General features: G+C 60.5%; 22 protein-coding genes and 3 pseudogenes. 19 read left to right on the top strand and 6 right to left on the bottom strand.

The window, feature by feature from the left end:
• Positions 1 to 34 precede the first annotated feature (34 nt).
• Complete coding sequence (locus tag S101446_RS15970; protein ID WP_014106937.1) at positions 35 to 493, bottom strand: DUF2946 family protein; 459 nt, start codon at positions 491 to 493, stop codon at positions 35 to 37.
• Between the two features lie 119 nt (positions 494 to 612).
• On the opposite strand from S101446_RS15970, the gene S101446_RS15975 reads away from it, so the two are divergent.
• Entirely contained in the window at positions 613 to 1497 is an 885-nt protein-coding gene (locus S101446_RS15975) for an energy transducer TonB (RefSeq protein WP_341865155.1), read from the top strand.
• A 512-nt stretch (positions 1498 to 2009) separates the two neighbouring features.
• Here the strand turns inward: S101446_RS15975 and S101446_RS15980 are convergent.
• Positions 2010 to 3092: an IS5 family transposase gene (locus tag S101446_RS15980; RefSeq protein ID WP_208620588.1), complete on the bottom strand. Its 1083-nt coding sequence runs from the start codon at positions 3090 to 3092 to the stop codon at positions 2010 to 2012.
• Positions 3093 to 3246: 154 nt separating this feature from the next.
• Here S101446_RS15980 and S101446_RS15985 point away from each other — a divergent pair, with 154 nt between their 5' ends.
• From S101446_RS15985 to S101446_RS16045, 13 genes are all read left to right on the top strand, one after another.
• Entirely contained in the window at positions 3247 to 4650 is a 1404-nt protein-coding gene (locus tag S101446_RS15985) for an aminotransferase-like domain-containing protein (RefSeq protein WP_014106934.1), read from the top strand.
• Positions 4651 to 4990: 340 nt separating this feature from the next.
• Complete coding sequence (locus S101446_RS15990) at positions 4991 to 5473, top strand: MSMEG_0572/Sll0783 family nitrogen starvation response protein (RefSeq protein WP_010512510.1); 483 nt, start codon at positions 4991 to 4993, stop codon at positions 5471 to 5473.
• A 24-nt stretch (positions 5474 to 5497) separates the two neighbouring features.
• Entirely contained in the window at positions 5498 to 6472 is a 975-nt protein-coding gene (locus tag S101446_RS15995) for a Nit6803 family nitrilase (protein ID WP_048851485.1), read from the top strand.
• The gene (locus S101446_RS16000; protein WP_087608919.1) at positions 6469 to 7578 is read left to right on the top strand and encodes an MSMEG_0568 family radical SAM protein; all 1110 of its coding nucleotides are present in this window, start codon (positions 6469 to 6471) and stop codon (positions 7576 to 7578) included. The genes S101446_RS15995 and S101446_RS16000 overlap by 4 nt, the downstream gene beginning before the upstream one ends.
• Positions 7575 to 8138, top strand: a complete 564-nt coding sequence (locus S101446_RS16005; protein WP_087608920.1) for an MSMEG_0567/Sll0786 family nitrogen starvation N-acetyltransferase — start codon at positions 7575 to 7577, stop codon at positions 8136 to 8138. Before S101446_RS16000 ends, S101446_RS16005 begins: the two co-directional genes overlap by 4 nt.
• Entirely contained in the window at positions 8135 to 9109 is a 975-nt protein-coding gene (locus S101446_RS16010; protein WP_014106929.1) for a sll0787 family AIR synthase-like protein, read from the top strand. Before S101446_RS16005 ends, S101446_RS16010 begins: the two co-directional genes overlap by 4 nt.
• Positions 9106 to 10284 carry an MSMEG_0565 family glycosyltransferase gene (locus tag S101446_RS16015; protein WP_087608921.1) on the top strand — a complete coding sequence of 393 codons (1179 nt, stop codon included), beginning with the start codon at positions 9106 to 9108 and terminating at the stop codon, positions 10282 to 10284. Before S101446_RS16010 ends, S101446_RS16015 begins: the two co-directional genes overlap by 4 nt.
• Complete coding sequence (locus tag S101446_RS16020) at positions 10272 to 10559, top strand: MSMEG_0570 family nitrogen starvation response protein (RefSeq protein ID WP_087608922.1); 288 nt, start codon at positions 10272 to 10274, stop codon at positions 10557 to 10559. The genes S101446_RS16015 and S101446_RS16020 overlap by 13 nt, the downstream gene beginning before the upstream one ends.
• 16 nt (positions 10560 to 10575) lie before the next feature.
• Positions 10576 to 11823, top strand: coding sequence for an MSMEG_0569 family flavin-dependent oxidoreductase (locus tag S101446_RS16025; RefSeq protein WP_010512404.1), 1248 nt, complete (start codon positions 10576 to 10578; stop codon positions 11821 to 11823).
• A 15-nt stretch (positions 11824 to 11838) separates the two neighbouring features.
• Positions 11839 to 13611 (top strand): AMP-binding protein, encoded by a 1773-nt coding sequence (locus S101446_RS16030; RefSeq protein WP_048851489.1) that lies wholly within the window; start codon positions 11839 to 11841, stop codon positions 13609 to 13611.
• A gap of 278 nt (positions 13612 to 13889) precedes the next feature.
• On the top strand, positions 13890 to 15323 hold the full coding sequence (locus S101446_RS16035; protein ID WP_087608923.1) for a cytochrome ubiquinol oxidase subunit I: 1434 nt from the start codon (positions 13890 to 13892) through the stop codon (positions 15321 to 15323).
• A gap of 2 nt (positions 15324 to 15325) precedes the next feature.
• On the top strand, positions 15326 to 16345 hold the full coding sequence (gene cydB, locus S101446_RS16040; RefSeq protein WP_087608924.1) for a cytochrome d ubiquinol oxidase subunit II: 1020 nt from the start codon (positions 15326 to 15328) through the stop codon (positions 16343 to 16345).
• The gene (locus S101446_RS16045) at positions 16332 to 16481 is read left to right on the top strand and encodes a DUF2474 domain-containing protein (RefSeq protein ID WP_081477948.1); all 150 of its coding nucleotides are present in this window, start codon (positions 16332 to 16334) and stop codon (positions 16479 to 16481) included. Before cydB ends, S101446_RS16045 begins: the two co-directional genes overlap by 14 nt.
• A 442-nt stretch (positions 16482 to 16923) precedes the next feature.
• Here the strand turns inward: S101446_RS16045 and S101446_RS17820 are convergent.
• Together S101446_RS17820 and S101446_RS16055 are read right to left on the bottom strand one after the other, a co-directional pair.
• Positions 16924 to 17067, bottom strand: a pseudogene (locus tag S101446_RS17820) (integrase); the annotation flags it as partial.
• A gap of 309 nt (positions 17068 to 17376) precedes the next feature.
• Positions 17377 to 18563, bottom strand: a protein-coding gene (locus tag S101446_RS16055; protein WP_089179083.1) for an IS3 family transposase whose coding sequence is annotated in 2 segments (ribosomal slippage) — positions 17377 to 18293 and positions 18293 to 18563 — 1188 coding nt in all. Because the reading frame shifts where the segments join, the coding sequence is not laid out codon by codon here.
• Between the two features lie 126 nt (positions 18564 to 18689).
• Here S101446_RS16055 and S101446_RS16065 point away from each other — a divergent pair.
• Positions 18690 to 19763: an alkene reductase gene (locus S101446_RS16065; RefSeq protein ID WP_087608926.1), complete on the top strand. Its 1074-nt coding sequence runs from the start codon at positions 18690 to 18692 to the stop codon at positions 19761 to 19763.
• 312 nt (positions 19764 to 20075) lie between these two features.
• On the opposite strand, the gene S101446_RS16070 is transcribed toward S101446_RS16065, so the two are convergent.
• Both S101446_RS16070 and S101446_RS16075 read right to left on the bottom strand, forming a co-directional pair.
• The gene (locus S101446_RS16070) at positions 20076 to 21002 is read right to left on the bottom strand and encodes a ketopantoate reductase family protein (protein WP_087608927.1); all 927 of its coding nucleotides are present in this window, start codon (positions 21000 to 21002) and stop codon (positions 20076 to 20078) included.
• An 86-nt stretch (positions 21003 to 21088) separates the two neighbouring features.
• On the bottom strand, positions 21089 to 22531 hold the full coding sequence (locus S101446_RS16075) for a tyrosine-type recombinase/integrase (protein WP_087608928.1): 1443 nt from the start codon (positions 22529 to 22531) through the stop codon (positions 21089 to 21091).
• Between the two features lie 433 nt (positions 22532 to 22964).
• Here S101446_RS16075 and S101446_RS16085 point away from each other — a divergent pair, with 433 nt between their 5' ends.
• The 4 genes and pseudogenes from S101446_RS16085 to S101446_RS16100 all read left to right on the top strand — a co-directional run.
• Positions 22965 to 24302: a site-specific integrase gene (locus tag S101446_RS16085; protein WP_208620585.1), complete on the top strand. Its 1338-nt coding sequence runs from the start codon at positions 22965 to 22967 to the stop codon at positions 24300 to 24302.
• Positions 24292 to 25068, top strand: a complete 777-nt coding sequence (locus tag S101446_RS16090) for a segregation and condensation protein A (RefSeq protein WP_087608931.1) — start codon at positions 24292 to 24294, stop codon at positions 25066 to 25068. The genes S101446_RS16085 and S101446_RS16090 overlap by 11 nt, the downstream gene beginning before the upstream one ends.
• 136 nt (positions 25069 to 25204) lie before the next feature.
• A pseudogene (locus tag S101446_RS18515) lies at positions 25205 to 25417 on the top strand (DUF7146 domain-containing protein); the annotation flags it as partial.
• Positions 25418 to 25458: 41 nt separating this feature from the next.
• Positions 25459 to 25827 (top strand): annotated as a pseudogene (locus tag S101446_RS16100) (hypothetical protein); the annotation flags it as partial.
• Positions 25828 to 25948 lie beyond the last annotated feature (121 nt).

Genomic DNA, 25948 nt, shown 5'->3' on the forward strand with positions numbered 1-25948 from the left:
GCACGCCCGTATGGACGCGCGGCAGCGCGTGAGTTCAGGAGATGGAAGGTGGCCCGCAGGCCGGGGGCAGCCCCAGCGGAGTGGGAGGGGGCGCGCGGGGCTGGCGGGGTTCGTGCCGGTGGGCGGCCCATGCCATGGGCGGCAGGGGCAGGAAGGGCAGAACCACCAGCGCAAGGGCAGGCAGGTGCAGGAGCGGGCAGAGCGGGCAGCCTTCGGCATGGTCGTGGCCATGGGGGGGCATGTCGCCATGCTCATGGGGCGCGTTCGCCATCGCCATGTGGTGATGCGGCGGCGCTGCGTGGCGTTCTGTCCGCGTTGCGACGGGAGCGATATCGATTCCCGTCAGCCGCATGATGGTGCCGCGCGGCAGTTCGCCGGGCAGGCTGCGGCTTTCAACCAGCAACTGGCCCCATAGCCCCAGGCACGCACACAGCACCATGACCCAGCGGATCACAGGCATGTCATGCATGAAGGGGTGGCGGGCTTGGCCCATGATGGACAGGTTCTTTGCGGTTGTAAGATAAAGGCGGTAACAGGACAGTGTTCTCGGAGGTCGGGGGCTTTTTGTCAAATGACAAGGCAGCCCGCGCCCATGCCCCAATGGATGGAAGCGTGCAGCAGCAGGACAGAACGGCAGGCCGGATTCTTGTCACGTCAACCGGCCCCGCCGGCTGGCGGCGCGGGCGGCTGCTTGCGGGCTGGGCCATCATGGCTGCCGTGCTGGGCCACGGCCTGATTGCCGCGTGGCTGCTGCCCGCCCGCGCGCCCGTGCCCGCGGCCCCAGCGGAAAAAAACAGCATTCAGGTCTTTTTTGACCAGCCCGGGGTTGCACCGCCCCCGCAAGAGGCTACGCCACAGCCACAGCCACAGCCACAGCCACAGCCACAGCCACAGCCACAGCCACAGCCACAGCCACAGCCACAGCCACAGCCACAGCCACAGCCACAGCCACAGCCACAGCCACAGCCACAGCCACAGCCACAGCCACAGCCACAGCCACAGCCACAGCCACAGCCACAGCCACAGCCACAGCCACAGCCACAGCCACAGCCAAAAGCCGTGGCCACGCTGCCTGCTGTTACCGCCCGGCCCGCCGTGCGCCCTGTTGCGCAATCCCGGTCACCGTCTGCTCAGCCCTCGGCCCAAGCTCGTGTTGCCGCACCGGTTGGGTCTGCCCCTGCGGCAACGCAGAATGGCCCGGCCGTGCCTGGCGCAGCACAGACTGCGGCGGTTGTGCCAACCGCGCCCCATTGCACGCCCCCCGCCTGGCGTTACCCCGCCATGGCCCGTCACATGCATGAGGAAGGCAATGCGCTGGTTGATGTCGTGCTGGGGAGCGAGGGGCAGGTGGTACAGGTCAGCCTGAAATCCGGCACCGGCTATGATGACCTGGACAGCACGGCCCTTGCCGCTGCGCGTAAGGTCCAGTGCACCCCGCAGGGTCGCCCGCTGGAGGGCACGCATGTCCTGCTGCCGGTTACGTTTCGCCTGCATTAATGGTGAAGGGACGTTCGGCAACCCTGTGCAGGCAGCCGCCTATGCGTATAAGAATGTCCGTTTTAAAAAATTAGCGCGCTGCTTGAGGGCGGGATAGAAGGCTGGTTATCATTTTTTTAGGAATATTTTCCGCATAAAGGGTGTGTCGCCGGAAACATGCGTTTTCTGGTGATGGCAGCCCCGATCACGATCGACCATCCATCCTGACGGTCGGGGCTGTCTTAATTTCTTGCATGGCTAAAGTCAGCACATGCTAAGGGCATCAGAATATATGCCCTGTGTAGCCGATCCATCATGTCATTTTATGCTATAAAAATGAATAGGTGATATATATAATGAGATAAAAAAAGATAATATAAACAATCATTCCTAATGCATTTGGAGGGATCGAAGAACCCCTGATTGATGTGCTTGGCCGGTAATTTCTGGGTTTTGGCGATTTGATTGACGGTTTTTGCGATGGCCTCCGGTCTGCGTTTTGAGCAGATTGGGAGTTGTCCTCCGCTGGATGGCTATGCGCTCGCGTTCAATCTTTCGAGGAAGAGGAAGCGGCGCATATTGTAGACGATATTGGCGAGCCCGATCCTCATGGTGGCTCGGCTGATACCGACAGTCCGGACAAACAGCCCCGTCTGTGACTTCTGATCGGCAAAGACATGCTCGACACGCGACCGGATAATGGATTTTCCTGCATTCGATTTCTGGATATGCCGGGGCATAGGCTTGAGATGCGGCTTTTTGCGATGAACCTTGGAGACAAAGCCCTGCTTTTCCATGAAGTCTTCATTGGCTTTTGAGCGGTAGGCCGTGTCAGCCCAGACACTTGAGGCTGTATTGGTTTTATCCAGCAGCCCCTCTCTCAATCGCGCGCCATCACTGGCGGCGGCATGCGTTGTTTTCCATTTCCGGATGAACCGGTATTTTCGATCGATGGAAACATGCGATTTATAGCCAAAGAACGGGATGGCGAGATCGCTGGAGGGCATGGTTCCATCATCCTGCCGCTTCGCCTTCGTGAACTTCAGTGTCCATCGCGCATGACGATCCTTGTGCGACAGCTTTGCGGGTTTGTCCTGCCAGTCTTCAGGAATACGTCCTTCCCGAAGATCGGCTTTCTCTGCATTGGTGTTCCGCTGCTTCGGAGCCGCTACCAGCGTGGCATCCAGGATCTGGCCTGACATCGGCAAATACCCGGCGTTGCGCAGGGTGGCATCAAAGCGGTTGAACAGCCCATTGATCGCACCCGCCTGGGTCAGACGCTTTTGACACAGCCAGACCGTTTTGGCATCCGGCACCCGATCTGAAAGTCCCAGACCAAGGAAACGCATAAAGGAGAGGCGATCGTTGATCAGATATTCCGTCCGCTCATCAGACAAATTGTTGAGCGTCTGGATCACCAGAATTTTGAACATCAGCACAGGATCAAATGGCGGTCGTCCGCCTTTGCTGCCGTCAGAATACGCCAGAGCCTTCTCCAGGTCAGGGCGGAAGACTTCAAAATCCACAGTCCGGGAAAATGCTTCGAGCTGATCACCAAGCCCGCTCAAGCGGGCAAGCCGCTCTTCAACGTCAAAAAATCCCGTCTGCTTCATGATCCATACTCCAATCAACGCAAGGAAAATGGAATCACAGAGCAGACCTCAATACCAGAGGGTTTTTCGAACCCTCCATCTGTATCGATCATTATTGCACGGATTGTATGGTATATGGTCGAATGGAATATCATCGAATGTATGGAAATTCCATCCCATGTCAGCATACCCCTATCTCGCCCACTGGAAAGAAGAGATCAGCCGGAGTCCGAACGCGATTTACATGACGCTGGCCGATGCCCTGGCGCTTTCCATCCGCAAGGGCGACCTGAGGGAAGGCGACAGGTTGCCACCACAGCGCACGATCGCGGAGTATCTCGGCACCAATCTGACGACCGTGACCCGGGCCTTTACCGAGGCCCGCCGACGCGGCCTGATTGACGCAACGGTCGGCCGAGGAACCTTTGTCCGTGTCGGCGCGGGGGAAAGCCACTGGCGCCATACGGGACCGGCTGTGGTGGATCTGACCATGAACCTGCCACCGATCCCGCAGGAACCACCGCTTCAGCGGATCATCCAGAGCGACATCGCAGCCATCCTGAAACAGCAGGATCTGAACAGCCTGATGTCCTACCGGGTGACGGGTGGCACACAGGAAGAACGCCAGCTTGGCGCGAAATGGATCGCGCCCGTCATCGGTCAGCGGCGAACGGATGAAATCCTTGTCTCACCTGGTGCCCAGAGCGCTCTGGCGGCCACTGTCAGCACCCATACCCAGCCGGGCGATGTGATTGTCACCGACCGTATTGCCTATCCCGGCATCCGGACCATCGCGGCGCAGTTCGATCTTATTCTGGTCGGCGTGGACAGCGACATGGACGGGATGATGCCGGACCAGCTCGATCGCGTCTGCGCCGAACATCATCCCCGGATGCTCTACTGCATTCCGACCATCCACAATCCCACCACGGCCACGATGTCCCTGCAACGACGCAAGGATATCCTGAAGGTTGCCCAGCATCATCATCTGCATATTGCCGAGGATGACCCCTACAGCCTGCTGATGGACAATCCGCTACCGGCGCTGGCAGCACTCGACCATAGCCGTGTCAGCTACGTGGCTACCCTTGCCAAGACGCTCAGTCCGGGCCTGCGCATCGCCTATGTGGCCTTGCCCAATGCGGACATGACCCGACGGGTCGCGGCGGCCATCCGGGCCATTGCGCTCACCAATGCCGGTCTGCTCAGCGCGCTGACGGCGCGGTGGATGCAGACAGGGCAGGCGCATACGATCCTGCACGCCATCCAGAAAGAACTGCGCCTGCGCCAGTCCATTGCCCGCAGGGTGCTGGGGGAGGGGCATTGCATGAACCCCGACGGGCCGCATGTGTGGCTGAAACTGCCGGACTGGTGGGGCAGTGCGGATTTTGTGGCCTATGCCCGCAGGCGGGGACTGGCGCTGGTGCCCAGCACCGTTTTCACCATCAGTGGCGAGCCGCCGCAGCGGGCCCGGATTGCATTGGGCAGCGCACCGGATGCTGCAAGCCTTGAGGAATCCCTGCATGGCGTGCTGTCGGTCCTGCAACACAAACGCTCACCCGGCTTTGCCGATATTGTGTGACCTGCGCGCAGTGTCTGGAATCGATGGGACCATCTGATTCCGGGGCGCGCCATGCGGGCACACGGAAAAACAAAAAGGCACTTCATTCACGACTGCGTGATTATAAAATCAAGCTAAAACAGACCTTTATGGATACACCTTACGATTGTATGGTTGTCGTATATTTCTTGTATGCCTCTGTCGTGGCAGGATGGCGGCATGTAATCTGATTTGATCCGTTTGTACCTTTTTCATAAGGCATACAATATTTTGGCTCTCTGCCATCCCGTGCCACGTTTGCCTCGGCAACGCGGTCAGTCCCGGCTCCCTGCCGGAGACCGCAGCACACGGGAGAGATACCATGCCGAAAGTCGAACACGCTCCGTACAAAGACGGCGACTGCTTCGTCAATTATGAAAACAAGGTTTTTGAGGACGTCAAAGCCCAGCCCGGCGAAAAAGCCCTCATCACCTTCCACACCGTCGCCAATGAAGGCTCGGTCGGGTTCGTCAACCTGCTGCAGGCCACCCGCCTGATCCGCAAGGGCTTCGAGACGTCGGTGCTGCTATATGGACCGGGTGTCACCCTTGGTGTGCAGCGCGGCTTTCCCCGTCTGGGCGACGAAGCCTTTCCGGGGCACATGAACTGCAACAAGCAGATCGCAAAAATCCTTGAGGAAGGCGGAAAGGTCTATGCCTGCCGCTTCGCGCTTCAGGCCCTCTACGGCTACGGCGAGCAGAACCTGATCCCCGGCATCACGCCGATCAACCCGCAGGACGTGCTCGACATCATCCTGCTGGCCCGGCGCGACAACGCCTTCATCCTCAATACCTGGACCCTCTGAAGGCCGAAGGGAGGACCGCAAGCCATGTCCCGTATCGTTCGCGCCGCAGCCATCCAGATCAGCCCCGTCCTTGGTGACGATGGTCTGGGAACTGCCCGGAAAGTCTGTCAGGCCATCCGCGAGGCCGCCGAAAAAGGCGTGAAACTGGCGGTCTTTCCCGAAACCTTTGTGCCGTACTATCCCTATTTCTCGTTCATCCAGCCGGCTTTCCGCTTCGGTGGGGAGCATCTGGCGCTTTACGAACGCGCCGTCGTCATTCCCGGTCCGGTCACCGACATGGTGGCCGAGGCCGCGCGCCAGACCGGCATGGTCGTGGTGCTGGGCGTGAACGAGCGCGATTTCGGCACGCTCTACAACACCCAGATCATCTTCGACGCCACGGGTGAAATCCTGCTCAAACGCCGCAAGATCACGCCCACCTACCATGAACGCATGGTCTGGGGGCAGGGCGATGGTTCCGGGCTGAAAGTGGTGGAAAGCGCTGCCGGTCGCATTGGCGCACTGGCCTGCTGGGAGCATTACAACCCGCTCGCCCGCTACGCGCTGATGACCCAGCACGAGGAAATCCACTGTGCCCAGTTTCCGGGCTCGCTGGTCGGGCAGATCTTTGCCGACCAGATGGAAGTCACCATCCGGCATCACGCGCTGGAATCCGGCTGCTTTGTGGTGAACGCCACGGGTTGGCTCACCGAAGAGCAGATCAAGGAAATAGCCCGCGATCCCGCGCTGGAAGGGCCGCTGCGGGGTGGGTGCTTCACGGCCATCGTCTCGCCTGAAGGGAAGCTGCTCGGCACACCACTGACGGAAGGCGAGGGGATGGTGATTGCCGATCTCGACTTCGCCCTGATTACCAAGCGCAAGCGGATGATGGATTCCGTAGGGCATTACGCACGGCCCGAACTGCTCAGCCTGCTTCAGGACCGGCGGCCCGCCCGCACCGTTCATTACGTTGGGGAAGCCAATCCGGTTCCCACATCTACAGATGAGGCTGCGTCATGACCATTCCGACGCTCGGTACACTTTCTGGTCGCAAGCTCGTTACCGACCTGCAATCCTTCGGGCTGCAGATCGGTGAGCAGACCGGCGGCATTGCCCGCAAGGGAGGCGCCGGTCCTTCGGATCACAAGACGATTACCATTGCAGGCCAGACCGTCATGGTCCCGGTCTATACATCCGGCGCGCGGCATTCACCATTCCAGGCCAGCCCGCCGGACCAGCACGGGGCCAGCACGCTGCTACGCGATGGGCAGACACTGGGCACGATCCATTTTCCGGCCGCCCCGCGCTTTTACGGACTGAGCACGGCGGACGGCATTCCCTACTGGAAGATCGCCCTGCTGCATGGCCGTGACACGCTGGCGACCACGGTGCACCAGACCTGCATCCGCTATGCCGACCGGCGCACCTCCTGTCAGTTCTGCGCCATCGGCCAGTCGCTGGAGGCCGATCGGACGATCGCTTACAAGACACCGGCGCAGCTTGCCGAGGTCGCCAAGGCCGCCGTGGAACTGGACGGCGTGCGCGACATGGTGCTGACCACCGGCACGCCCAATGTGGTTGATCGGGGTGCTGCCGTGCTGGCGGAATCAGCCCGTGCCATTCGGGCGGCTGTGGATCTGCCGCTTCAGGTCCAGTGCGAGCCGCCGCGCGATCACGGCTGGTTCCAGCGCCTGCGCGACGCCGGGGCCGACAGCCTGGGTATGCATCTCGAAGCCGCAACACAGGCGGTGCGCGAGAAGATCATGCCCGGCAAGGCCACGGTCAGCGTGGATCGCTATATGGACGCTTTCGCCAGCGCCGTGCCGGTCTTCGGGCGCGGGCAGGTCAATACCTACATTCTGGCCGGTCTTGGCGACAGCGCCGCAGATATTCTGGCTCTGGCCGAACGCCTGATTGCGCTCGGGGTCTATCCCTTCGTGGTGCCGTTCGTGCCGATTTCCGGCACACCGCTGGAAAATCACGCGCCGCCTTCGGCCGATTTCATGAAGTCCGTGCTTGCCCCGCTGGGGCGCATGCTGCGCGAGGCGAACATGAAATCCACCGACATCCGGGCCGGGTGTGGCCGGTGCGGCGCCTGTTCCTCCCTTTCGGCGTATGAACAATGACCATGATCCTCGAAGGGGTGGAAGACCGCCCGTTCATCCCCACGGAATATGTCGTGCGCCTTGCCCGCACGCCGTGGGAACGCGCAGGATATCACGCGCTGCGTCACGAAGTATTCTGCACCGAACAGCATGTTTTTGCAGATGACGATCGCGATGCGATTGATGCGACCGCCATTCCCATCATCGCAGCCTGCTGCATGGCGGGGATGCCGGACCGGATCGTGGGAGCGGTGCGCATCCATGAGGCCGAGCCCGGCGTGTGGCGCGGTTCCCGCCTGGCCGTGCATGAAGATCATCGCAGGCTGGGGCGGATCGGGGCGGAACTGATCCGCATGGCGGTCAGCACGGCGCACGGACTTGGAGCCAGACGGTTCCTGGCCCAAGTGCAGGAACAGAACGTGCTGTTCTTCCGCCGCCTGCACTGGAAAAGTCTCGGGGCCCTCACCCTGCATGGGCTGCCACATCACGACATGCAGGCCGACCTCTCACGCTATCCGGCGCATGGGCTGGACCAGACCTGGCTGCTGCGCCCGCAGCCTCGTAACCGGCAGGTGGCATGATGGCACACGAACTGACGACACTGCTGCGCACGCTTCGACACGGTCGGGCCCTTGCGGGCAAACAGGATATTGCCGAAACCGTCGCAATTCTTGGTCGGGATACAAGCGATGGTATCCGCCTAGGAGATGACTGTGCTGCCATACCGGATGGCGATGGCTATCTCCTGCTGGCCAGCGAGGGGTTTCAGGACAGCTTCGTGCGCGCCATGCCGTGGTTTGCCGGCTATTGCGGCGTGATGGTCAATATCAGTGACATCGCGGCCATGGGCGGTCGCCCTGTGGCTGTGGTGGATGCGTTGTGGAGCGATACATCCGAGGCGGCCGCGTCCATTCTGACCGGTCTGCATGAAGGTGCGCGCACCTATGGCGTGCCGGTTGTCGGCGGTCATACCAACATGCGCAGCACCCATAATTCGCTGTCGGTGGCGATCCTTGGCCGTGCCCGTCATCTGCTGACCAGTTTCGATGCCCGACCGGGCGAAGTCCTGATCGCCGCCATCGACCTGCGCGGCCGCTGGCACGACCCGCACCCGTTCTGGGATGCGAGTTCCGCACTGTGTCATACTGAGGGGGCGGCACGCCTTCGGGGTGATCTCGATCTCTTGCCCGGCATTGCCGAGGACGGGTTAAGCCGCGCCGCCAAGGACATCAGCATGGCCGGACTGCTGGGCACCGCCCTCATGCTGGCAGAATGTTCGGGTATCGGCATGACCATCACGCTCGATGACATTCCACGTCCCGACGATGCACCAATGGAACGCTGGCTGTCCGCATTCCCCAGCTATGGCTATCTGCTGACGGCCCGGCCCGAGGCGGCCGGGGCAGTCATGGCCCGCTTTCATGGGCGGGGCATAGCGGCTTCTGTCATCGGTCAGTGTGACAGCACGCAGCGGCTGGATGTCACATGGGCGGACGAGAAGGAAACCTTCTGGGATCTCGCCCGGATGCCTCTCATGGGGTGTGCGCCATGAGGCTCTCCATCGGCATCCTGACCCATTCCACCAATCCGCGTGGCGGCGTGGTGCATGGCATGGCGCTGGCCGAAGCCCTGTGCGACGCAGGCCACGACGCCACGCTCATCGCGCCGGATGTAACCGGGGTCGGTTTCTTCCGCAGGCCCCGCTGCGCCACAAACTGCATCCCGGCTGTGCCCGAGCCCGACCTGCCAACGCTGGTGGAACGCCGTATTGGCGAGATCAGGGACGCCCTGCGTGGGCAGCATTTTGACGTGCTGCATGCGCAGGACCCGATCAGCGCCAATGCACTGGCCGAACTGGTGGAAGAGGGGCGGATACCGGGCTTTGCCCGCACGGTCCACCATCTTGACCATTTCACGCACCCGGTCCTTGCCGCGCGGCAGGAACGGGGGATCAGGGCGGCGGCCGAACTGTTTACCGTCAGCCCAATGTGGGAAGATGTCCTGCGTAACAACCATGGCCGTGAAGCCCCGGTCGTGGGCAACGGGGTTGATCCCGTGCGCTTTTCGCACGTCCCAACCGCGCATGATGCCGCGTTGCGGGCGCGGTATCATCTGCCTGCCGACCGTCACCTGATCCTGTCCGTGGGCGGGATCGAGCGGCGCAAGAACACGTTGCACCTGCTGGAAGCGTTTGTGGCCCTGCGCCGCGAACGGCCGGACGTGCATCTGGTTGTGGCGGGCGGGGCCTCGCTGCTGGATCATTCCGCCTACCGCACCCGGTTCACGACGTATCTGCGCGAAAGCGGTGCAGCCGATCATGTCACCATCACCGGGCCGGTTGCGGATGAGGACATGCCCGCCTTCTACCGGCAGGCGGACGTGCTGGCCTATCCGTCCATAACCGAAGGGTTCGGCCTGTGCCCGCTGGAGGCGCTCGCGTGTGGCACGCCAGTCGTTGTGCCGGAAATCGCGCCCTTTACCGAGCATCTTTCGCGGGCAGATGCGCTGTGGTGCGACCTAGCGCGCCCCGACACCCTGTTTCTGGCCTTGCGGGATGCCCTTGGCGCCCAAAACCGCGAACGCTTCCGGGCCAGCGGCCCCGCAACCGCCCGCCGTTTCGACTGGGGCCGCGTCGCCAGTCGGCACCTCCCCGCATACCGGCGTCTGGCGGCGCGGTCGCGCACCGATGCCATTGCTTCAGGAGTTCTTTCACCATGCCCGAAATGACCTTTCGCGTGCGCTGGCCCGATGGGAAGGAGACTGACTGTTACTCCCCGTCGCTGGTCATAAGGGACCACTTCACGCCCGGTCGGGATTATCCGGTCCGGGAGTTTCTTGAAAAGGCGGACACCGCCCTGACGGACGCCAGCGAGCGGGTTCGCGCCCGCTACGGCTTCCCATGCAGCCGCGCCCTTGGCCAGCTTCAGGCCATAAGGCAGGCCAGTGCGCCCTTCCTGAACCAGTCCGACGCGCAGGTGCGCGTCCTGTCCTTCAGTTATTGAGACGAAAAGAACGATCATGACACAGAACGAGAAAACCATCCCCGTCATCATCGTGGGTGGCGGACAGGCCGGGCTCTCCATGAGCTGGTATCTCTGCCGCGAGAAGGTGGAGCACATCGTCTTTGAGGCAAAGACGGCCTGCCATTCGTGGGATGATGAACGCTGGGACAATTTCTGCCTGGTCACACCGAACTGGCAGTGCGAACTTCCCGGTCATCCCTATAAGGGGAAAGACCCGCACGGCTTCATGGTGAAGCAGGAAATTATTGACTACGTGAAGGGCTTTGTCGCCTCCTTCAATCCGCCCCTGCGCGAGCACACTGCCGTTACCTCCATCACCCGCCATGAAGGTGGTGGCTACCGCGTGGTAGCAGGTGGTGAGACGTGGCACGCAAAGCATGTTGTCATCGCATCAGGCGCATATCAGGATGCGGTCATCCCCGGCTATGCCAGCGCGATCGATCCCGCCATCCATCAGGTTCACTCGCAGGATTACCGCAACGCGGCCCAGTTGCCGGAAGGGGCTGTGCTGGTCGTGGGTAGCGGCCAGTCCGGCGCGCAGATTGTCGAGGACCTGTTCCTTGAAAAACGCAAGGTCCATCTCTGTGTCGGTTCCGCCCCGCGCGTGTCGCGCTTCTACCGTGGCCGCGACGTTGTGGACTGGCTTGCGGACATGCACTTCTACGACCTGACGGTGGATAATCACCCTCTGCGTGACGGTGCACGCGACAAGACCAATCATTACGTCACGGGCCGAAATGGAGGCCATGATCTTGATCTGCGCCTCTTTGCAAAGAAGGGCGTTGGCCTGCATGGCACGCTGGAGACAATCCGCGATGAAGTGGCGCACTTCGCGCCGGATCTGAAGGAAAACCTTGATGATGCGGACAAGACCAATGCCGACATCAAGAAATCCATTGACGCCTACATCGCCCGTGAAGGGATCACGGCTCCGACCGAAGCCCCTTATGTGCCTGTGTGGGAGCCCGATGGCAGTAACACCCCGCTCGACCTGAAGGCTGCCGGGATCACTTCGATCCTCTGGTGCATCGGCTTCCGCCCGAACTATCGCTGGATCGACGTGCCGGTCTTCAACGGGGCCAACAAGCCGGTCTGGCATCGCGGCGTGACCGATGCGCCGGGCTTCTACTTCCTCGGCCTGCCATGGCTGCACACCTGGGGATCGGGACGGTTCTCCGGTGTTTCGCGTGATGCCGCGTGGCTGGCCAGCCAGATCACCGGCAAAGACGTGCCTGTAGCCTGAACGGAGTAAAGCGCCATGCTTCCATGGACAACATATGAGGCGATGTATGACGCGGCCACAAGCCAGCCAGAACAATTCTGGCTGGAGGCGGCGCAACGCATCACATGGAAGCAGGCACCTGTGAGCGCATGCAGGACACGGGCGGATGGCTGGCATGACTGGTTCCCCGACGCCACGCTCAACACCTGCCATAACGCCGTCGACCGGCATGTAGCGGACGGACGCGGCGGGCAGGCGGCGCTGATCTGGCATTCCTGCGCCACGAAGGAACGGCAGGTGGTAACCTACCGGGAACTCCAGGGCAGGGTGGCCGGGTTTGCCGGCGGCCTGCGCGCGCTGGGGGTGGAGAAAGGCGACCGCGTCCTGATCGCCATGCCCACCATGATCGAAACCGCCATCGCCATGCTGGCCTGTGCGCGGATCGGGGCGGTGCATGTGGTGGTTTTTGCGGGTTACGCCGGACCTGAGCTGGCTCGGCGGATTGATAGCGTGGCGCCGAAAGTCATCATCATCGCCAGTTGCAGCTTTCAGGGGCAAACCACCATACCATCCCAACTCGCCCTGAATGAGGCGCTAGCCGAAGCCGAGCATAAACCCCAGGCCTGCGTGATCGTGCAGCGAGCGACCTGCCCGGCTCAGCTTCTGCCGGAACGGGATCACGATTTCCATACGCTGGAACAGTCCGCGCCGGCAGAGCCGGTCATGCTGAGATCTGAAGATCCCCTGTATATTCTTCATACATCCGGCACGACAGGTCATGCGAAGGGCATCGTGCGCGACAATGGCGGGCATGCCGTGGCCCTCGCCCTGTCCATGGAGCTGATCTATGGCTGCGAACCCGGCGATACGTTCTTCACGACATCGGATCTGGGCTGGGTGGTAGGCCATTCCTACGGGGTCTATGCACCGCTGCTCAGCGGCTGCACCAGCGTGATCGTGGAAGGCGGCGCATCGGCTTCCGCCATCCGCGCGCTTTGCCATGAGCACGAGGTGAAATGCCTGTTCACCACACCCACCCAGATGCGCCTCATGCGGCAGGAAAGCCGCAACCTGTCAGGGGCCATCCTGCCTGCACTGGCCCGCATTTTCGTGGCCGGGGAGTATGCGGACCCGACATTGCTGGAGTGGGCACGATCCTATTTTTGCAAACCCGTGGTCAATCATTGGTGGCAGACCGAAACCGGATGGAGCATCACCGCGCATTTCTTTGGCCTGCCCGAGCGTGAGCCGGTTGCGCTCATGAACGACATCGGGCGGCCTGCACCGGGATTCCGTCCGGAAATCATGCTGTCCATACCCGGTGAACAGTGCGGCGAAATTGTCCTCTCCCTGCCGCTGCCACCCGGCTGCCTGGCTGGCGTATGGAAGGATGGAGCGATCCATGTTCCTGCAGCTTACCTGGACGAGACCGGCCAGTATTATCGTACCTTTGACGAAGGTATGATCGAGGCCAGCCGCGCCGTGCATATGCTCGGGCGTTCCGATGATGTCATAAAGGTCGCGGGCCGGCGAATTTCGGGCGTACAGATCGAAAAGATCATCGCCGCCCATCCAGAAGTTCATGCCTGTGCCGTAGTGGCCACCCCTGATGAACTGAGAGGCCAGCGACCTGTCGCCTATGTAGTACCTAACTCCGGCGTAGAAGGCAGACCTTCTTCCGAGGAGATAATCGGACGGGTCAATCACGCACTCGGTCGCTGGATTGGCCTTAAGGAAGTCCGCTTCGTCAAACATCTGCCAACAACGGTTTCAGGAAAGATCACGCGGAAACGCCTGTTGGTATCTTAACGTTATCAGGCTCGTACCAGATCATTCTTACGGAAAAATGGTGAGCTCAAACAGACAGTCCGGAGACTCTGCACTTATCAATATGTCATGGTTAAAGGATTATTAGAAAGACGACAGAATGGTAACTGAAGGCGTCTTCAAAAATCAAAAAAATAACAGATGCCTACATCTATCAGACAGTGCGAATATTCCAACAACAAAACCGTCTAGCAGTCTGCATTTATTGAAATTTTATATTTCTTATAACTGCGACTGAATCAGGATTTGGGGAATTACCCATGCAACCATCTCACGATATCGCGCTGCTTCTTGCACGCTTCCAGTTCGCCTTTACCGTAGGCGTCCATATTGTTTTTCCTGCCTTTTCAATCGGCTTGGCAGCCTATCTGGCCGTACTGGAAGGATTATGGCTTAAAACCGGCCGTGCGGCCTATCTTGATCTCTATCGATACTGGATCAAGATATTCTCGATCGTCTTTGGGATGGGCGTCGTCTCCGGACTGGTCATGTCGTATGAATTCGGCACGAACTGGTCAGTTTTCTCGCGGAAAGCCGGGCCTATTACAGGTGTCCTCCTATCGTATGAAGTCATGACAGCCTTCTTTCTCGAGGCGGGCTTCCTAGGGGTCATGCTCTTTGGCATGAACAAGGTGGGACGCGGCCTGCATTATGCAGCAACATGTTGTGTCTCGGTCGGCACACTCATCTCGATGACATGGATCCTGGCATCAAACTCATGGATGCAGACGCCGCAGGGATACACGATTGATGCTGCTACCGGTCGCTTCATACCTGCGGACTGGCTTGCCATCATTTTCAATCCCTCTTTCCCTTTCCGGCTTGTGCATATGGGTCTGGCGGCCTTTCTTTCGGTTGCCTTTATAGTAGGGGCGACAGGGGCGTGGCATCTGCTCAAGGCACGCCGTGCGGGCACCCAGGCAAGCGAACCAGTGCGCCTGATGTTTTCCATGGCGATGTGGATGGCAGCCTTCGTTGCCCCTCTGCAGGTCCTCGCCGGTGACGCCCACGGGTTGAACACGCTCAAATACCAGCCGGTTAAAATTGCTGCGATGGAAGGGGACTGGGAGTCAGAAGCACGTGCCCCTGAACTACTGTTCGGTATTCCCAACATGAAAACCGAACATACGGATTATGCCATCAGGCTGCCGCTGGCCGGGTCGCTCATCCTGACACACAGCCTGAATGGCAAGGTACCGGGCATGAAGGATTTCCCGCGTGACCAGCGTCCGCCTTCTCCCGTGATCTTCTTTTCCTTCCGCATCATGATTGCGCTGGCGATGCTTATGGTCATTGTCGGGTTCTGGTCACTCTGGCTGAGGCACAGAGGAACTCTGTTTAGCAGTCCGGGATTTCATCGGGTCGCCGTATGCATGGCACCGGCCGGTTTCATCGCATTGCTGTGCGGTTGGGTGACGACCGAGGTTGGGCGTCAACCATGGACCGTTTATGGTTTGCTCAGGACATCCGATAGTGTTTCCCCGATTGCTCTGTCCAATATGGCGCTGACGATGACCGTCTTTGTTGTAGTCTACGTAATCGTATTTGGATCAGGCATCGGCATTCTGGGCCGCCTGCTAGCACGCGCACCACAGGAAGGAGAGCATGAGACCAGCCCCTCTCATGCCCCGGATATTCTAGCCACAAGCACTCATCCCAAAGTCATCAATCCCTCTTCTGGCGAAGGAGCCTGAACATGATGGACGTCGCATACTGGCTTCCGATCATATGGGCCGTTATTCTGGTCGCTGCGATCACCATCTATGTCGTCCTTGATGGCTTTGACCTTGGCATCGGAATGCTGTTCGCCGTGGAACGGCATGAAGGCCGCAGGGATGTGATGGTCAACACCATTGCCCCTGTATGGGACGGAAACGAAACGTGGATGGTCCTTGGTGGCGCTACGCTTTACGGGGTCTTTCCTGGGGCCTATTCAACCCTGCTTCCCGCGTTTTACCTGCCGATCGTGCTCATGCTGGTTGCCCTGATCTTCCGGGGTGTAGCCTTCGAATTTCGTATCATGACACGCGGGACTGGACGCGAAAAACTGTGGGACGGTGGCTTCATGATTGGATCGGGAATCGCTGCTTTCTGCCAGGGCGCAATCCTCGGCGGAGTTGTTCAGGGAATCAAGGTCGTGGATGGAGCTTTTGTTGGCAGTTCAATGGACTGGCTGACCCCATTCAGCGTGCTGTGCGGACTGGCCGTCATGTGCGGTTATGCCCTGCTCGGGGCAACTTGGTTGATCTGGCGCACAACCGACGTGCTAGAAGCTTCCTGCCGCAAATGGGCGAAGCTGCTGGCAATCGGGTTGTTTGTATGCATCGTCGCTGTCAGCCTGTGGACGCCTATGTTGCACGCACCCTACCTGCGACGCTGGACCGAGTGGCCCAATATCGTATTTGTCGCACCCGTTCCCCTTCTGGTAATCGCACTAGGTTTTCTACTGACCATCGGTCTGCGTCGTGGGCATTCCAAAGGACCCTTCCTGTGTGCTCTCGGTTGGTTCTTTCTCTGCCTGTCCGGACTCGGGATTACGGTATGGCCGTATGCTGTTCCGCCCGGGTTGACGCTGTGGGATGTATCATCCCCCCCATCCAGTCAATTTTTTCAACTGGTCGGCACCGTCATCTTGCTGCCGATCATCCTGACCTACACAGTCTACTCCTATCGTGTGTTCCGGGGAAAGGTAACGGAAGCAGATGGCTATCATTGAGATTGTACAGGGCAATGGGGACAACGCGCCCCGGCGCCTTAGCCAGCGTATAGGTTGGTTCATCGGCATATGGACGCTTAGCACAGCAGCGTTATTCGCAAGCGCACTACTCGTTCACATGATCGTACCAAAATGACTAAATCTGTGGTTGTTCTGACAACCACAGATTCATTTTTTAACATTGATTATACCCAGTTGAATTCCTGCCACGATCTTATTGAGCCGTTTAGCGGCGATCTTTTGCCTGATTTCGGGTCGCCGGAAATAAATCGGTATCTCACAGAGCAACGGGCCGCCGTCCCATGCTGTTGCCATGATCCGCATTGAACTAGGGCGTTTCGTCAGTTAAGCGGGAGGATTATGCCGCTTGTACTCCCGTTTGATCTGTGATGTTTTCTTCCTGTTGATGGGACGGGAAGAGTGTGAATGCGACGGTATGGTCTGAGCGACAGTCAGTGGAAGCGGATAGCCCACGCGAGCCAGGCCATGCGTGCAGGACGACTGGTCATCATGGTGGACGATGACAGCAAGTAGAACGAAGGCGACGTGGTCATGGCGGCTCAATTCGTGACGCCTAAGCGGCCCAGAAACATAGCGAAACGGCCGACATTGCGAAGGTAATTGCGTTGCGTTCCCTGGGAGAACCGCCGCACCGCCATGTCATCAAGCAGGCGCTGGCGAAGGTGACTGATTGCAGCAATGCACAGGGACTCCGTCATCATCCGGGCTCCTTTTGGTGGGAAAAAGCCAGAGTGCTTGGCCCGATCAGGACAGTTACAAATAAAATAGATCTCTCACGCCGTGGTGACAGACTTCCATGTCACACCAATCCCGCGCAGCGGGTTCGTTCATTCAACTGATCGGTGCATGCGCGGACACTGCTCAGATCGGCAAGGTCCAGGGCAACCAGTTCAGATGCTCAGCCTGCGCGTTCTACCTCAAGTCAGACGAGGTGGTAGGCCTCCTGTTGTTGAGGTGGTCCCGTCCGTTCGGACAGTTTTGCGGGCTTGATAAGCTATACCCGGTTGTTGTTATGCCGCCCTTCTGACGGCGTTGCTGTTGGCCATCTGGTCCGGGGTTAACCCCGGACCAGATGGCGTCGGCACGTCATGATACGCCTCATCGGGCGTTCGTCCAGCCAGCGCCGTATGCGGACGCCTTTCGTTATAATGGGCGATCCATCTGCCAAGCCCGGCCCTCAGCTCTGATCCGGTCTCGAACGCGTACAGGTAGACGCATTCGTATTTCAGCGACCGCCACAGACGCTCGATGAACACGTTGTCCAGCCAGCGACCGCGCCCATCCATGCTGATGCGGATCTGACGCTCTTCCAGTATCCCGCTGAAACGGGGTGTCGTAAATTGCGACCCCTGGTCAGTATTGAAAATGTCCGGGGCGCCATAGCGCATGAGGGCATCCTGTAGCGCCTCGATACAGAACTCCACGTCCATCGTGTTCGACAGACGCCAGGACAGGACCTTGCGCGTGAACCAGTCCATGATCGCCACGAGATAGAGAAATCCCCGTTTCATGGGAATATATGTGATATCGGAACACCAGACCTGGTCAGGCCGATTGATGACCAGATCCCGTAGCAGATATGGATATTTCCGATGCTCCGGATGGGGCACGGTCGTGCGCGGCTTCTGGTAGATCGCCCGCAGGCCCATGATCGCCATGAGCCGCCGGACCCGCTTGCGGCCCACTTCATGTCCCTGGCGGCGCAGATGCCATGTCATCTGCCGTGAGCCATAATACGGCGTTTCCAGGAACTGGGCGTCGATCAGCCGCATCAGCTCCAGATTGGCTTCGCTCTGTGGCACAGGCCGATAGTAGACGCCCGACCGGTTGAGTTGCAGCAGCGTGCATTGCCGGATTATCGGCAGGCATGCTCTTTTCGGGTCAATCATCTGCCGCCTCTGATCACGCCCAACCGAGCAGAGGCATCCCGCAAAAAATCCCGTTCCACCAGCAACTGGCCGATCTTGGCGTGCAGTTTCTCTACATCAGCAGGGCTGACTGAAGGTTCCGTTACTGACTTACCAGAAAAAAGGCTTGCCATGCCTTCGATCGCCTGGCGCTTCCATTGGGCGATCATCGTCTGATGCACGCCATGTTTCGAAGCCAGTTCCGCCAGCGTCAGTTCCCCACGGATCGCCTCCAGCGCAACCCGTGACTTGAACTCTGCCGCATACCGTTTCCGCGTAACCTTGCCCATAAAACCCGTCCTCGTTCAGGCCAGATGATAGCTTATCGCCCTGTCCGAAAAATGGGGACCACCTCTTGTATTCCACATGAGGCTTCCCAAATCCCTAGGAACTGCGTTTTTTAAGAAGGATCTGTCATGCCCAGCCTGTTTGAGCCGATTGAACTGGGAAGCATTTACGCAAAAAACAGAATTCTCATGGCGCCGCTGACACGTGGCCGGGGCACCCGCGAGCATGTACCCACTCCCATCATGGCCGAATATTACGCGCAACGCGCTGGGGCCGGTCTGATTATCTCGGAAGCGACTGGTATCAGCCGCGAAGGTCTTGGCTGGCCGTATGCGCCGGGTCTGTGGTCGCAGGAACAGGTAGAAGCCTGGAAGCCTATCACCGCTGCAGTCCATGCAAAGGGCGGAAAGATCGTGGCCCAGATCTGGCACATGGGCCGCATGGTGCATTCCAGCGTGACGGGTCAGCAGCCTGTGTCCTGCTCGGCGACAAAAGCACCTGAAGCGCTCCATACTTATGACGGCAAACAGGCTCCCGAAATTGCCCGTCCTCTTACCAGGGAGGACATTGCCCGCATCCTGGACGATTATGAAAACGCCGCTCGCAATGCTCTTCAGGCAGGCTTTGACGGTGTGCAGATTCATGCCGCCAACGGTTACCTGATCGACGAATTCCTGCGGGACGGCACCAACCATCGTTCCGACGAGTATGGCGGTTCGCCGGAAAAGCGCATCCGCTTTCTGCGTGAAGTCACGGAACGCGTGATCGCAACGATTGGCGCGGACAAAACGTCAGTACGGCTGTCCCCCAATGGCGATACGCAGGGCTGCATCGACAGCCATCCCAAGCAGGTTTTTGTGCCGGCGGCAAAGCTGTTGAACGACCTCGACATCGCTTTTCTTGAACTGCGCGAACCCGGACCGAATGGCACGTTCGGCAAGACCGATCAGCCCAAGCTGCATGGCCCGATCCGCGAAGTGTTTAAGAAGCCGCTGGTTCTGAATCAGGACTACACACGCGATGAAGCGATCGAGACAGTTGCAACCGGTGTTGCAGATGCCATTTCATTCGGTCGCCCATTCATCGCCAATCCGGACCTCGTGCGTCGTCTGGAAGACAATCTGCCCCTGAACAAGGACGATATCCGCACCTGGTACTCGCAGGGTGCAGAAGGCTATACCGATTATCCACTTGCTCGCTGACACCCTATTTTTTCCCGCAAGCTCCTTCCAGGGAAAGGAGCTTGCATTTTAACTATAGAAAACATTTAGATGCCGACCTGATACTTGTCATGTGCAGGATGAAATCACTTGAATATTTCTACCCCCTGTCATGAATTTGAATGCTGCGAAAGCCTGTTTTTGGTAGTCCCTATGACAGCCGACTATCTCCTTTCTCCCAAGTCAGACGTTTCATTCCGGCTGTTCATGTGGGAAGAATTATCGTCGAATAAGGCGGCCATGATCTCTGAAGCGGATGTGTCCGCCGGTACCTCGTGTCCGCCCTGTGCGTCTTCACGCATGCCTTTGCTGTTCGTACACGCGCAGATTCAGATCCGCGAGATCCAGGAGAGGCGTCGGGATCTGATGGACGCGTGCCCGCCTGACCAGGTCACCAATAATCTGCTGCGCCTCCACAGGAGCGCCCTGCAGCAGATCCCGGAACATGGAGGACGTCAGGGTGGAGTCCGTTTTCGTCAGGAGACTGACAGTGCTCTTCAGGGTGGCATCCCGCAGGGGATAACCGGCGGCAGCGGCCGTTGCCGCACATTCATGGATAACTGCCTGCGCAAAGGCCTGACCTGCTGGCTGGGTGGCGACATCCCCTACGGTTCCGCGCATCAGGCAGCAGATGCTGCCCAGGGAGGCGAGCAGAACCCATTTGTTCCACATATCCTGCAGGATGTGGGTGGAACACACGGTTTCAAATCCGGGACCCGACAAGATTTCCGCAATACTGCGCGCCGCTGGCGTCTCACGACCATCCCGCTCCCCCACGGAAAGCCGGGGGAGGGAGCCCGTCTGGACAATGCGCCCCTGCGCATCAAGCTTGCTGACGATAAAGCACGTCCCCCCCATGACCGCGGCAGGGCCAAAGCGGTCTGCCAGAATATCAAGATGCTGCATGCCGTTGAGGAGCGGGACAATCCGTGTCTGTGGTCCTACCGCAGGCGCAAAATCGTTCATTGCACCCGTCAGGGAATAGGCTTTTACGCTGAGCAGGATGATGTCGTAGGGACCCTCAATCCCACCGGCCATCACCATCCGGGGGGCGATGGTGACGTTGCCAACGGAACTGATCAGGCACAGGCCCCCGGCACGGAGCTGCTGCAGGCGCCTTTCGCGCACCAGAAAGGTCACGTCATGCCCGGCGCTGGCCATGCGCGCGCCAAAATACCCACCCACGGCGCCGGCGCCGACAACAAGAATTCTGGAACCCATGACGCTGTTTCCTCTCTTTGATCCGCCCTGACGTGTCGCGGTTGAAGGCGAGTTGAAGCGCTCTGGAGGCAGGGGTCAAGACAGGCTCAGAATCTCGATCTTCCCGGGTGCCGGGCCTTGATGCTGGCTTCGTCGATATAGGTCTCGACGACCTGAAGGCTTTTGTGCCGCGAGAAGCGCTTCAGTTCCAGGAGATCATACCCGTCCTTTGCGCCCGTGGTGATGGCCCCGCGGCGCAGGCTGTGTCCGCCAAAGTCCCCCTCAAGGTGGGTGTCGCCGCAGCGTTTGCGGATGATGTCCGTGACGGCCCGGTCCGACAGGGCGTGCGGCCCTATCCTGGGCAGGGGCCCGACGGGAGTGGTGCCCGCCCTGCGGTCCCGCGCGGACCAGATGCGCCGGAAGACCGGACCTTCCGTGATCCCGGCCTGCCGGAGCCAGGTCTCGTATGCCAGAACCGGGCAGTTCCGGGTCAAGCCCCGCGGGATGCCGATCAGAGTACCCTTGCGCTGGGGATCCCCCTTGGACCGGCCCAGCCGGATCTGCATGCCATCCTCGTCCACCGTGATGTCGTCCACCTTCAGTGCGGCAAGCTCGGAGCGCCGGAACGCGCCGGCAAAACCGAGCAGGAGAATGGCCCGGTCCCGCGCACCGACCAGATCGTGTGGGCTGATAGCTTCGACGACCCGGACCAGCCTGTCCCAGGTGAGCGCGGTTTTCTGGCGGGGCAGGGTCTCCTTTGCCTCCCGACGGATGCCGGCAAGCGTTGCGGTCACCATCGGGTGGGCGGTGGGTACGGCAATCTGCGCCAGGTGGTGCAGGTAGCGCAGGGCGGCCCGATGCAGGTCGATGGTGCTGGTCCTGCGGCCCTGCAGCGCCATGTCGGCCAGATAGGCGGCAACGTCCTCGCTACGGGCCGGCAGGGCGGGCAGGGCATGACCGGCAGCCCAGCGACACCAGGACCGGACGGCGGCGCGATAGGTGCGCAGTGTGTTCTCAGCCTTGCTGCGATGCATATAGGCATCGGCCGCCTGACGGGCCGTAGCCAGGCGGCCATCATGTTCGGGGACGGGCTGTGCCGAGACGACGGAAAACCATTGCGCGACGGCAGCGGCCGGCTGGCCGACAGGCGCAGGCGGCGCCTCTGTCGTCTCGGGACAGGTCCCTACGGGCTGGAGCGGCCGGAACCAGGCCAGGAAACAGGGTGTGCCATCATCGATTTCCAGTCCGACGGCCAGTTCGAACCCTGATGGGACATCCGCAACGTGGTCCTGAGCCATCTGTTGGGCGGCCGAGGCATACGGCACGCCCTGGGCGAGGGGGGTATCCGGGGAATAGCTACCGTCCGGCAATTCGATGCCCGCCAGAAGCAGGGGCAGGGGTGGTGTGAACCGCGCGGTCGAGAGGATTTCGCACCAGCGCGCCGGATCCTGTGTCTCGGCCAGACGCTGCCGTGTCAGGGGGTCAACGCGGGCGTGCAGTGCGGCCTGTGCTTGCCTGCTGGTGCCGAGGATCCGGACGTCGCTCAGCATGGCAGGGTTGCCCGTACGTAGGATCCCTGGCCATCACTTGGGCAGCAGGGAAGGGGTACGCAGACAGGCTTGGCGAAAAGGCTCGGAAACAGGCGCATTTCGGGATTTTAGCAGGCATTTTGGAATTTTTCATCTACTTCCGACAAGATAACTTATCGGAAGTAGGTTTTTGATCGGTGAGATTTAGCCCGGCGGGGTAGGGAGAGACCAGAAAGTCCGGGAAACCGCGCCTTTCGGGATCAATCGGGCGCTTTTCCATTCTCCAAAACCTGTTAACATGATACGACGTGTTGTATGAAGCGCACACGCCTTAATATGGTCAGGGTCAGGAGGCGCGGCTTCCCGCTGAAGATGGGCAGGCTGCCCTCTTCGAAAGCCCGTTCGGGATCGGCCCGCAGGGCGTTCGGGGCGGAAAACCGGGGATCCCATCCGAATGGCTGAGACTGACCGACCGTTGCAGGCGGCGCGGCCGCCGACCGGCCTGTCGCCGGCCACGGCGCGAGCTTACGCAGCATCGTGGCGCGCTTTCGTCGGAACCCAGGCAGTCGGCCTCTGCTTTCCGGTCGACCCTATCGCGGTGGCAGCATGGCTGGAGGCTCGGGCGAAGGCCGGACGGCCGCGGCAGAGCCTGGTGGTAGATCGCGCGGCGCTGACGGCATGGTGTGCCGCCAATGGCGAGGGGCTCGATGTGGCCCTGCCCGCTACGCGGGTGCGTCGGACCGGGGCCGGGGTCGATGCGGCTTCCCTGCTGGCCGCCGCGCGACGCTGCCGGCCAGACCTGCCCGGCCTGCGCGACCGGGCTTTGCTGTTGCTGGCGGCCACGCTGGACATTGGTGCTGAGGCGCTGGCCCGGCTGACGGTGGAAGACATCACCGACACGGCAGACGGGATGGCCGTCGCCCTGCTGCGGCCCCGGTCGGGGCGCCACCAGTTGCGCCGGTTGCGGCGACGCCGGGAACCGGCCGTCTGTCCGGTGCGGTCCTGGGCGGCCTGGCGCGATGCCGCGCAACTGCGCTGGGGAGCAGCCTTCCGGGGGATCGATGCGCACGGTACCGTCGGGGATCCATTGTCGGTGCCGGGGATCCGGTTCGTGCTGGACCGGGCGCTGGGGCGTTCGGATCGTCCTGCCCACCGGACACGGCGGACAAAATCGGGATCCCCGCCAGAGTCCTCAGTCCGGACGCCAGCGTGCCAACACACGTTGAGACCGACGCCGGACTGGATCCGGACGACGCTCACGGTAAGCGGTCCGGTGGACGTAGTGGCCCGGTTCCGGGCAGCGGCCCAGGGGCCGGGGATCATCCCCTGGCAGGTGGATTTTGACTATGAACAGGCGCGCCTGCTGGCGCCGATGGCCGGGCAGGGGGCGCAGGCGGTGACGCTGGCCCGGCTGCTGCGCCAGGCATCCGAGCGCCTGCATCGGATTGCCCTGCAGCACCAGGCGGCGAGCACGCCCGCCTGTGCCTTTGACCTGCACCGGCTGGTACCGGTTCCCGGTCTCATTCTGGAGGCTGGGTTGGACTCCCGTGCGGCGGCGGCCTGGCTGCAGGCGCAGTGGGGCACGCTGCTGCCGTTGCGCCGGGTAGAGGTCGAAGCCCCGCGCGACCAGCGCGCCCGCCGCAGCGCCCGGCTGGTCTACCGCTTCTGGTCGGCGGAGTGGACGCCGTGGCAGGCGCTGGAGCGGGTGCGGACGGACTGGCCAGAGCTGGTTTTCGACATCCGGCCGCAATACGCGCGCGCTGATGCCGGGAAGACCGCCGATGCTGCCTGACGAGGAGGAAGACTGGGGTGATCCGCCGCGCCGGCTGCCGCGCCCGGTTGTGCCCGAGTTCCATGTCGAGGGGTTTGACGGGCCGCTGGACCTGCTGCTGGATCTGGCGGAACGGCAGCGTCTGGATCTGGGTGTGCTGTCCATCGCGGATCTGGCGGCCCAGTTTGTCGCCGAGGCAGAGCGGCTGGCGCGCACGACGCCGCTCATGCAGCGCGCGGACTGGGTGATCTGGATTGCCCGGCTGGTGTTCCTGCGCTCGCGGCTACTGTTTGCCACGCAGGCAGAAAAACAGATTGCCGAAAAGGAGGCGCGCCGGACGGTCGGCCAGATCGAGGGGCTGCTGGAGATGCGCGCGGCAGCGGACTGGCTGGAAGCACGACCGCAGCTTGGCGTGTCGGTTTTTACGCGGGGCGGAACAGACGTGGATCGTAGTGTTTCTGTACGGCAGAGGACGTATTTCAGTCTGATGGAAGCCTGTCTCGCTGCGCTGGAACGGGAATTGGTGAGGGTCGAGACATCTGTTCCGATCTATCGGATCGATGTGCTCTCCTACTGGCGCGTGACCGATGCATTGGTCCTTATGCGTGAGAAAATAAGGAACGGAACCTTTCGGAGCATATGGGAGTGTGTTCCCGCGATGGCGTCTACCGAACATCAGGGAAATATTGGTCGTCGAGCGGCTGTAGCTGCAACATTTGTGGCTGGGCTGGAATTGGTGCGCCAGGGAGATGCGTCGATCGATATGGTTAAGTTTCCTATGGCATAATGCATCGTGGTTGTAGACGCTCTGGAATGGTCGGGATCTCGCCATTAGATCTGCTTTCGCGTACGTAAGGATGGGAATGGGCCGCTAAGTTTCTGCTACACCGCATATTGCCCATGAGAAACTGCGCTGGCCCCCGCAGGCATCAGTAGTTGGCGGTGCTGCGAGACGACTCTGGGCCATGTCCCGCTCTATTGCAGAGACAATGGTGGAAACCTGACTGCTGCATCGTGACCTGACTTGCCTGTCAGACCTCTCATCCCTACGTTTCCATCCTGATTGTTAATACCGCGCCAATACCGACAGCCCGACCGAGACCTGGCCCGCTCTGATCGCAGGCGTCCAGCGTACCTAGCTGGCACCGAACGGAAAGGGCAAGGCTCCCGTTGCCATGCCCTATCAGCCACGCTGACCGACACGTAGCTGGAACCTGATCTCGAACCGCTGCTCTGGTCCACGGTCGCCGTCTTTCACTGCATGGTCGGGCAGCTGGAGCGTGATCTTGATCGCAACGGGGTGACCCAGCAGCGAAGTCAGAAAGAACAGGATGTCAGCGAGATCTGCTCGGTGAAAATGGAGCGCCTCGGTGCTGGCTGATCCCAAGATCGGGTTCAAACCCGACCGGAACCGGCATGGCAAGGCCGCCCCGTTCCGGCGCAACGACGCCCTGCTGCAAGCCCTGCCCATCGGCGTCATGGTGTTCTGGGGATCGGGCAATTAGGATAACCTCTGACTGACAAGGCGAAGCAGATGGGCATCTAGGTCTGGAGGTTCTACAAGGAGGCTTGCACGTGAGCTCCGGTGTCTATTTTTAGGCTGCTAACTTACTGCAATTTTTCGGGTTATTGACATCCGTCAGTCGGCATAATCCAATAAATGAGCC

Origin of the sequence: Komagataeibacter europaeus (assembly GCF_002173515.1) — a bacterium.
In the GTDB taxonomy this organism is placed as follows: Bacteria; Pseudomonadota; Alphaproteobacteria; order Acetobacterales; family Acetobacteraceae; genus Komagataeibacter; species Komagataeibacter europaeus.

Bases quoted from the DNA above. Each gene is read 5' to 3' on its own strand.
- S101446_RS16035 (WP_087608923.1), top strand. From the start codon at position 13,890: ATGCAACCATCTCACGATATCGCGCTGCTTCTTGCACGCTTCCAGTTC.
- S101446_RS15985 (WP_014106934.1), top strand. From the start codon at position 3,247: ATGTCAGCATACCCCTATCTCGCCCACTGGAAAGAAGAGATCAGCCGG.
- S101446_RS16070 (WP_087608927.1), bottom strand. From the start codon at position 21,002: ATGGGTTCCAGAATTCTTGTTGTCGGCGCCGGCGCCGTGGGTGGGTAT.
- S101446_RS16005 (WP_087608920.1), top strand. From the start codon at position 7,575: ATGACCATGATCCTCGAAGGGGTGGAAGACCGCCCGTTCATCCCCACG.
- S101446_RS16075 (WP_087608928.1), bottom strand. From the start codon at position 22,531: ATGCTGAGCGACGTCCGGATCCTCGGCACCAGCAGGCAAGCACAGGCC.
- S101446_RS16010 (WP_014106929.1), top strand. From the start codon at position 8,135: ATGATGGCACACGAACTGACGACACTGCTGCGCACGCTTCGACACGGT.
- S101446_RS16030 (WP_048851489.1), top strand. From the start codon at position 11,839: ATGCTTCCATGGACAACATATGAGGCGATGTATGACGCGGCCACAAGC.
- cydB (WP_087608924.1), top strand. From the start codon at position 15,326: ATGATGGACGTCGCATACTGGCTTCCGATCATATGGGCCGTTATTCTG.
- S101446_RS15995 (WP_048851485.1), top strand. From the start codon at position 5,498: ATGTCCCGTATCGTTCGCGCCGCAGCCATCCAGATCAGCCCCGTCCTT.
- S101446_RS16085 (WP_208620585.1), top strand. From the start codon at position 22,965: ATGGCTGAGACTGACCGACCGTTGCAGGCGGCGCGGCCGCCGACCGGC.
- S101446_RS15990 (WP_010512510.1), top strand. From the start codon at position 4,991: ATGCCGAAAGTCGAACACGCTCCGTACAAAGACGGCGACTGCTTCGTC.
- S101446_RS16065 (WP_087608926.1), top strand. From the start codon at position 18,690: ATGCCCAGCCTGTTTGAGCCGATTGAACTGGGAAGCATTTACGCAAAA.
- S101446_RS16020 (WP_087608922.1), top strand. From the start codon at position 10,272: ATGCCCGAAATGACCTTTCGCGTGCGCTGGCCCGATGGGAAGGAGACT.
- S101446_RS15970 (WP_014106937.1), bottom strand. From the start codon at position 493: ATGGGCCAAGCCCGCCACCCCTTCATGCATGACATGCCTGTGATCCGC.
- S101446_RS16090 (WP_087608931.1), top strand. From the start codon at position 24,292: ATGCTGCCTGACGAGGAGGAAGACTGGGGTGATCCGCCGCGCCGGCTG.
- S101446_RS16000 (WP_087608919.1), top strand. From the start codon at position 6,469: ATGACCATTCCGACGCTCGGTACACTTTCTGGTCGCAAGCTCGTTACC.
- S101446_RS16015 (WP_087608921.1), top strand. From the start codon at position 9,106: ATGAGGCTCTCCATCGGCATCCTGACCCATTCCACCAATCCGCGTGGC.
- S101446_RS16045 (WP_081477948.1), top strand. From the start codon at position 16,332: ATGGCTATCATTGAGATTGTACAGGGCAATGGGGACAACGCGCCCCGG.
- S101446_RS16025 (WP_010512404.1), top strand. From the start codon at position 10,576: ATGACACAGAACGAGAAAACCATCCCCGTCATCATCGTGGGTGGCGGA.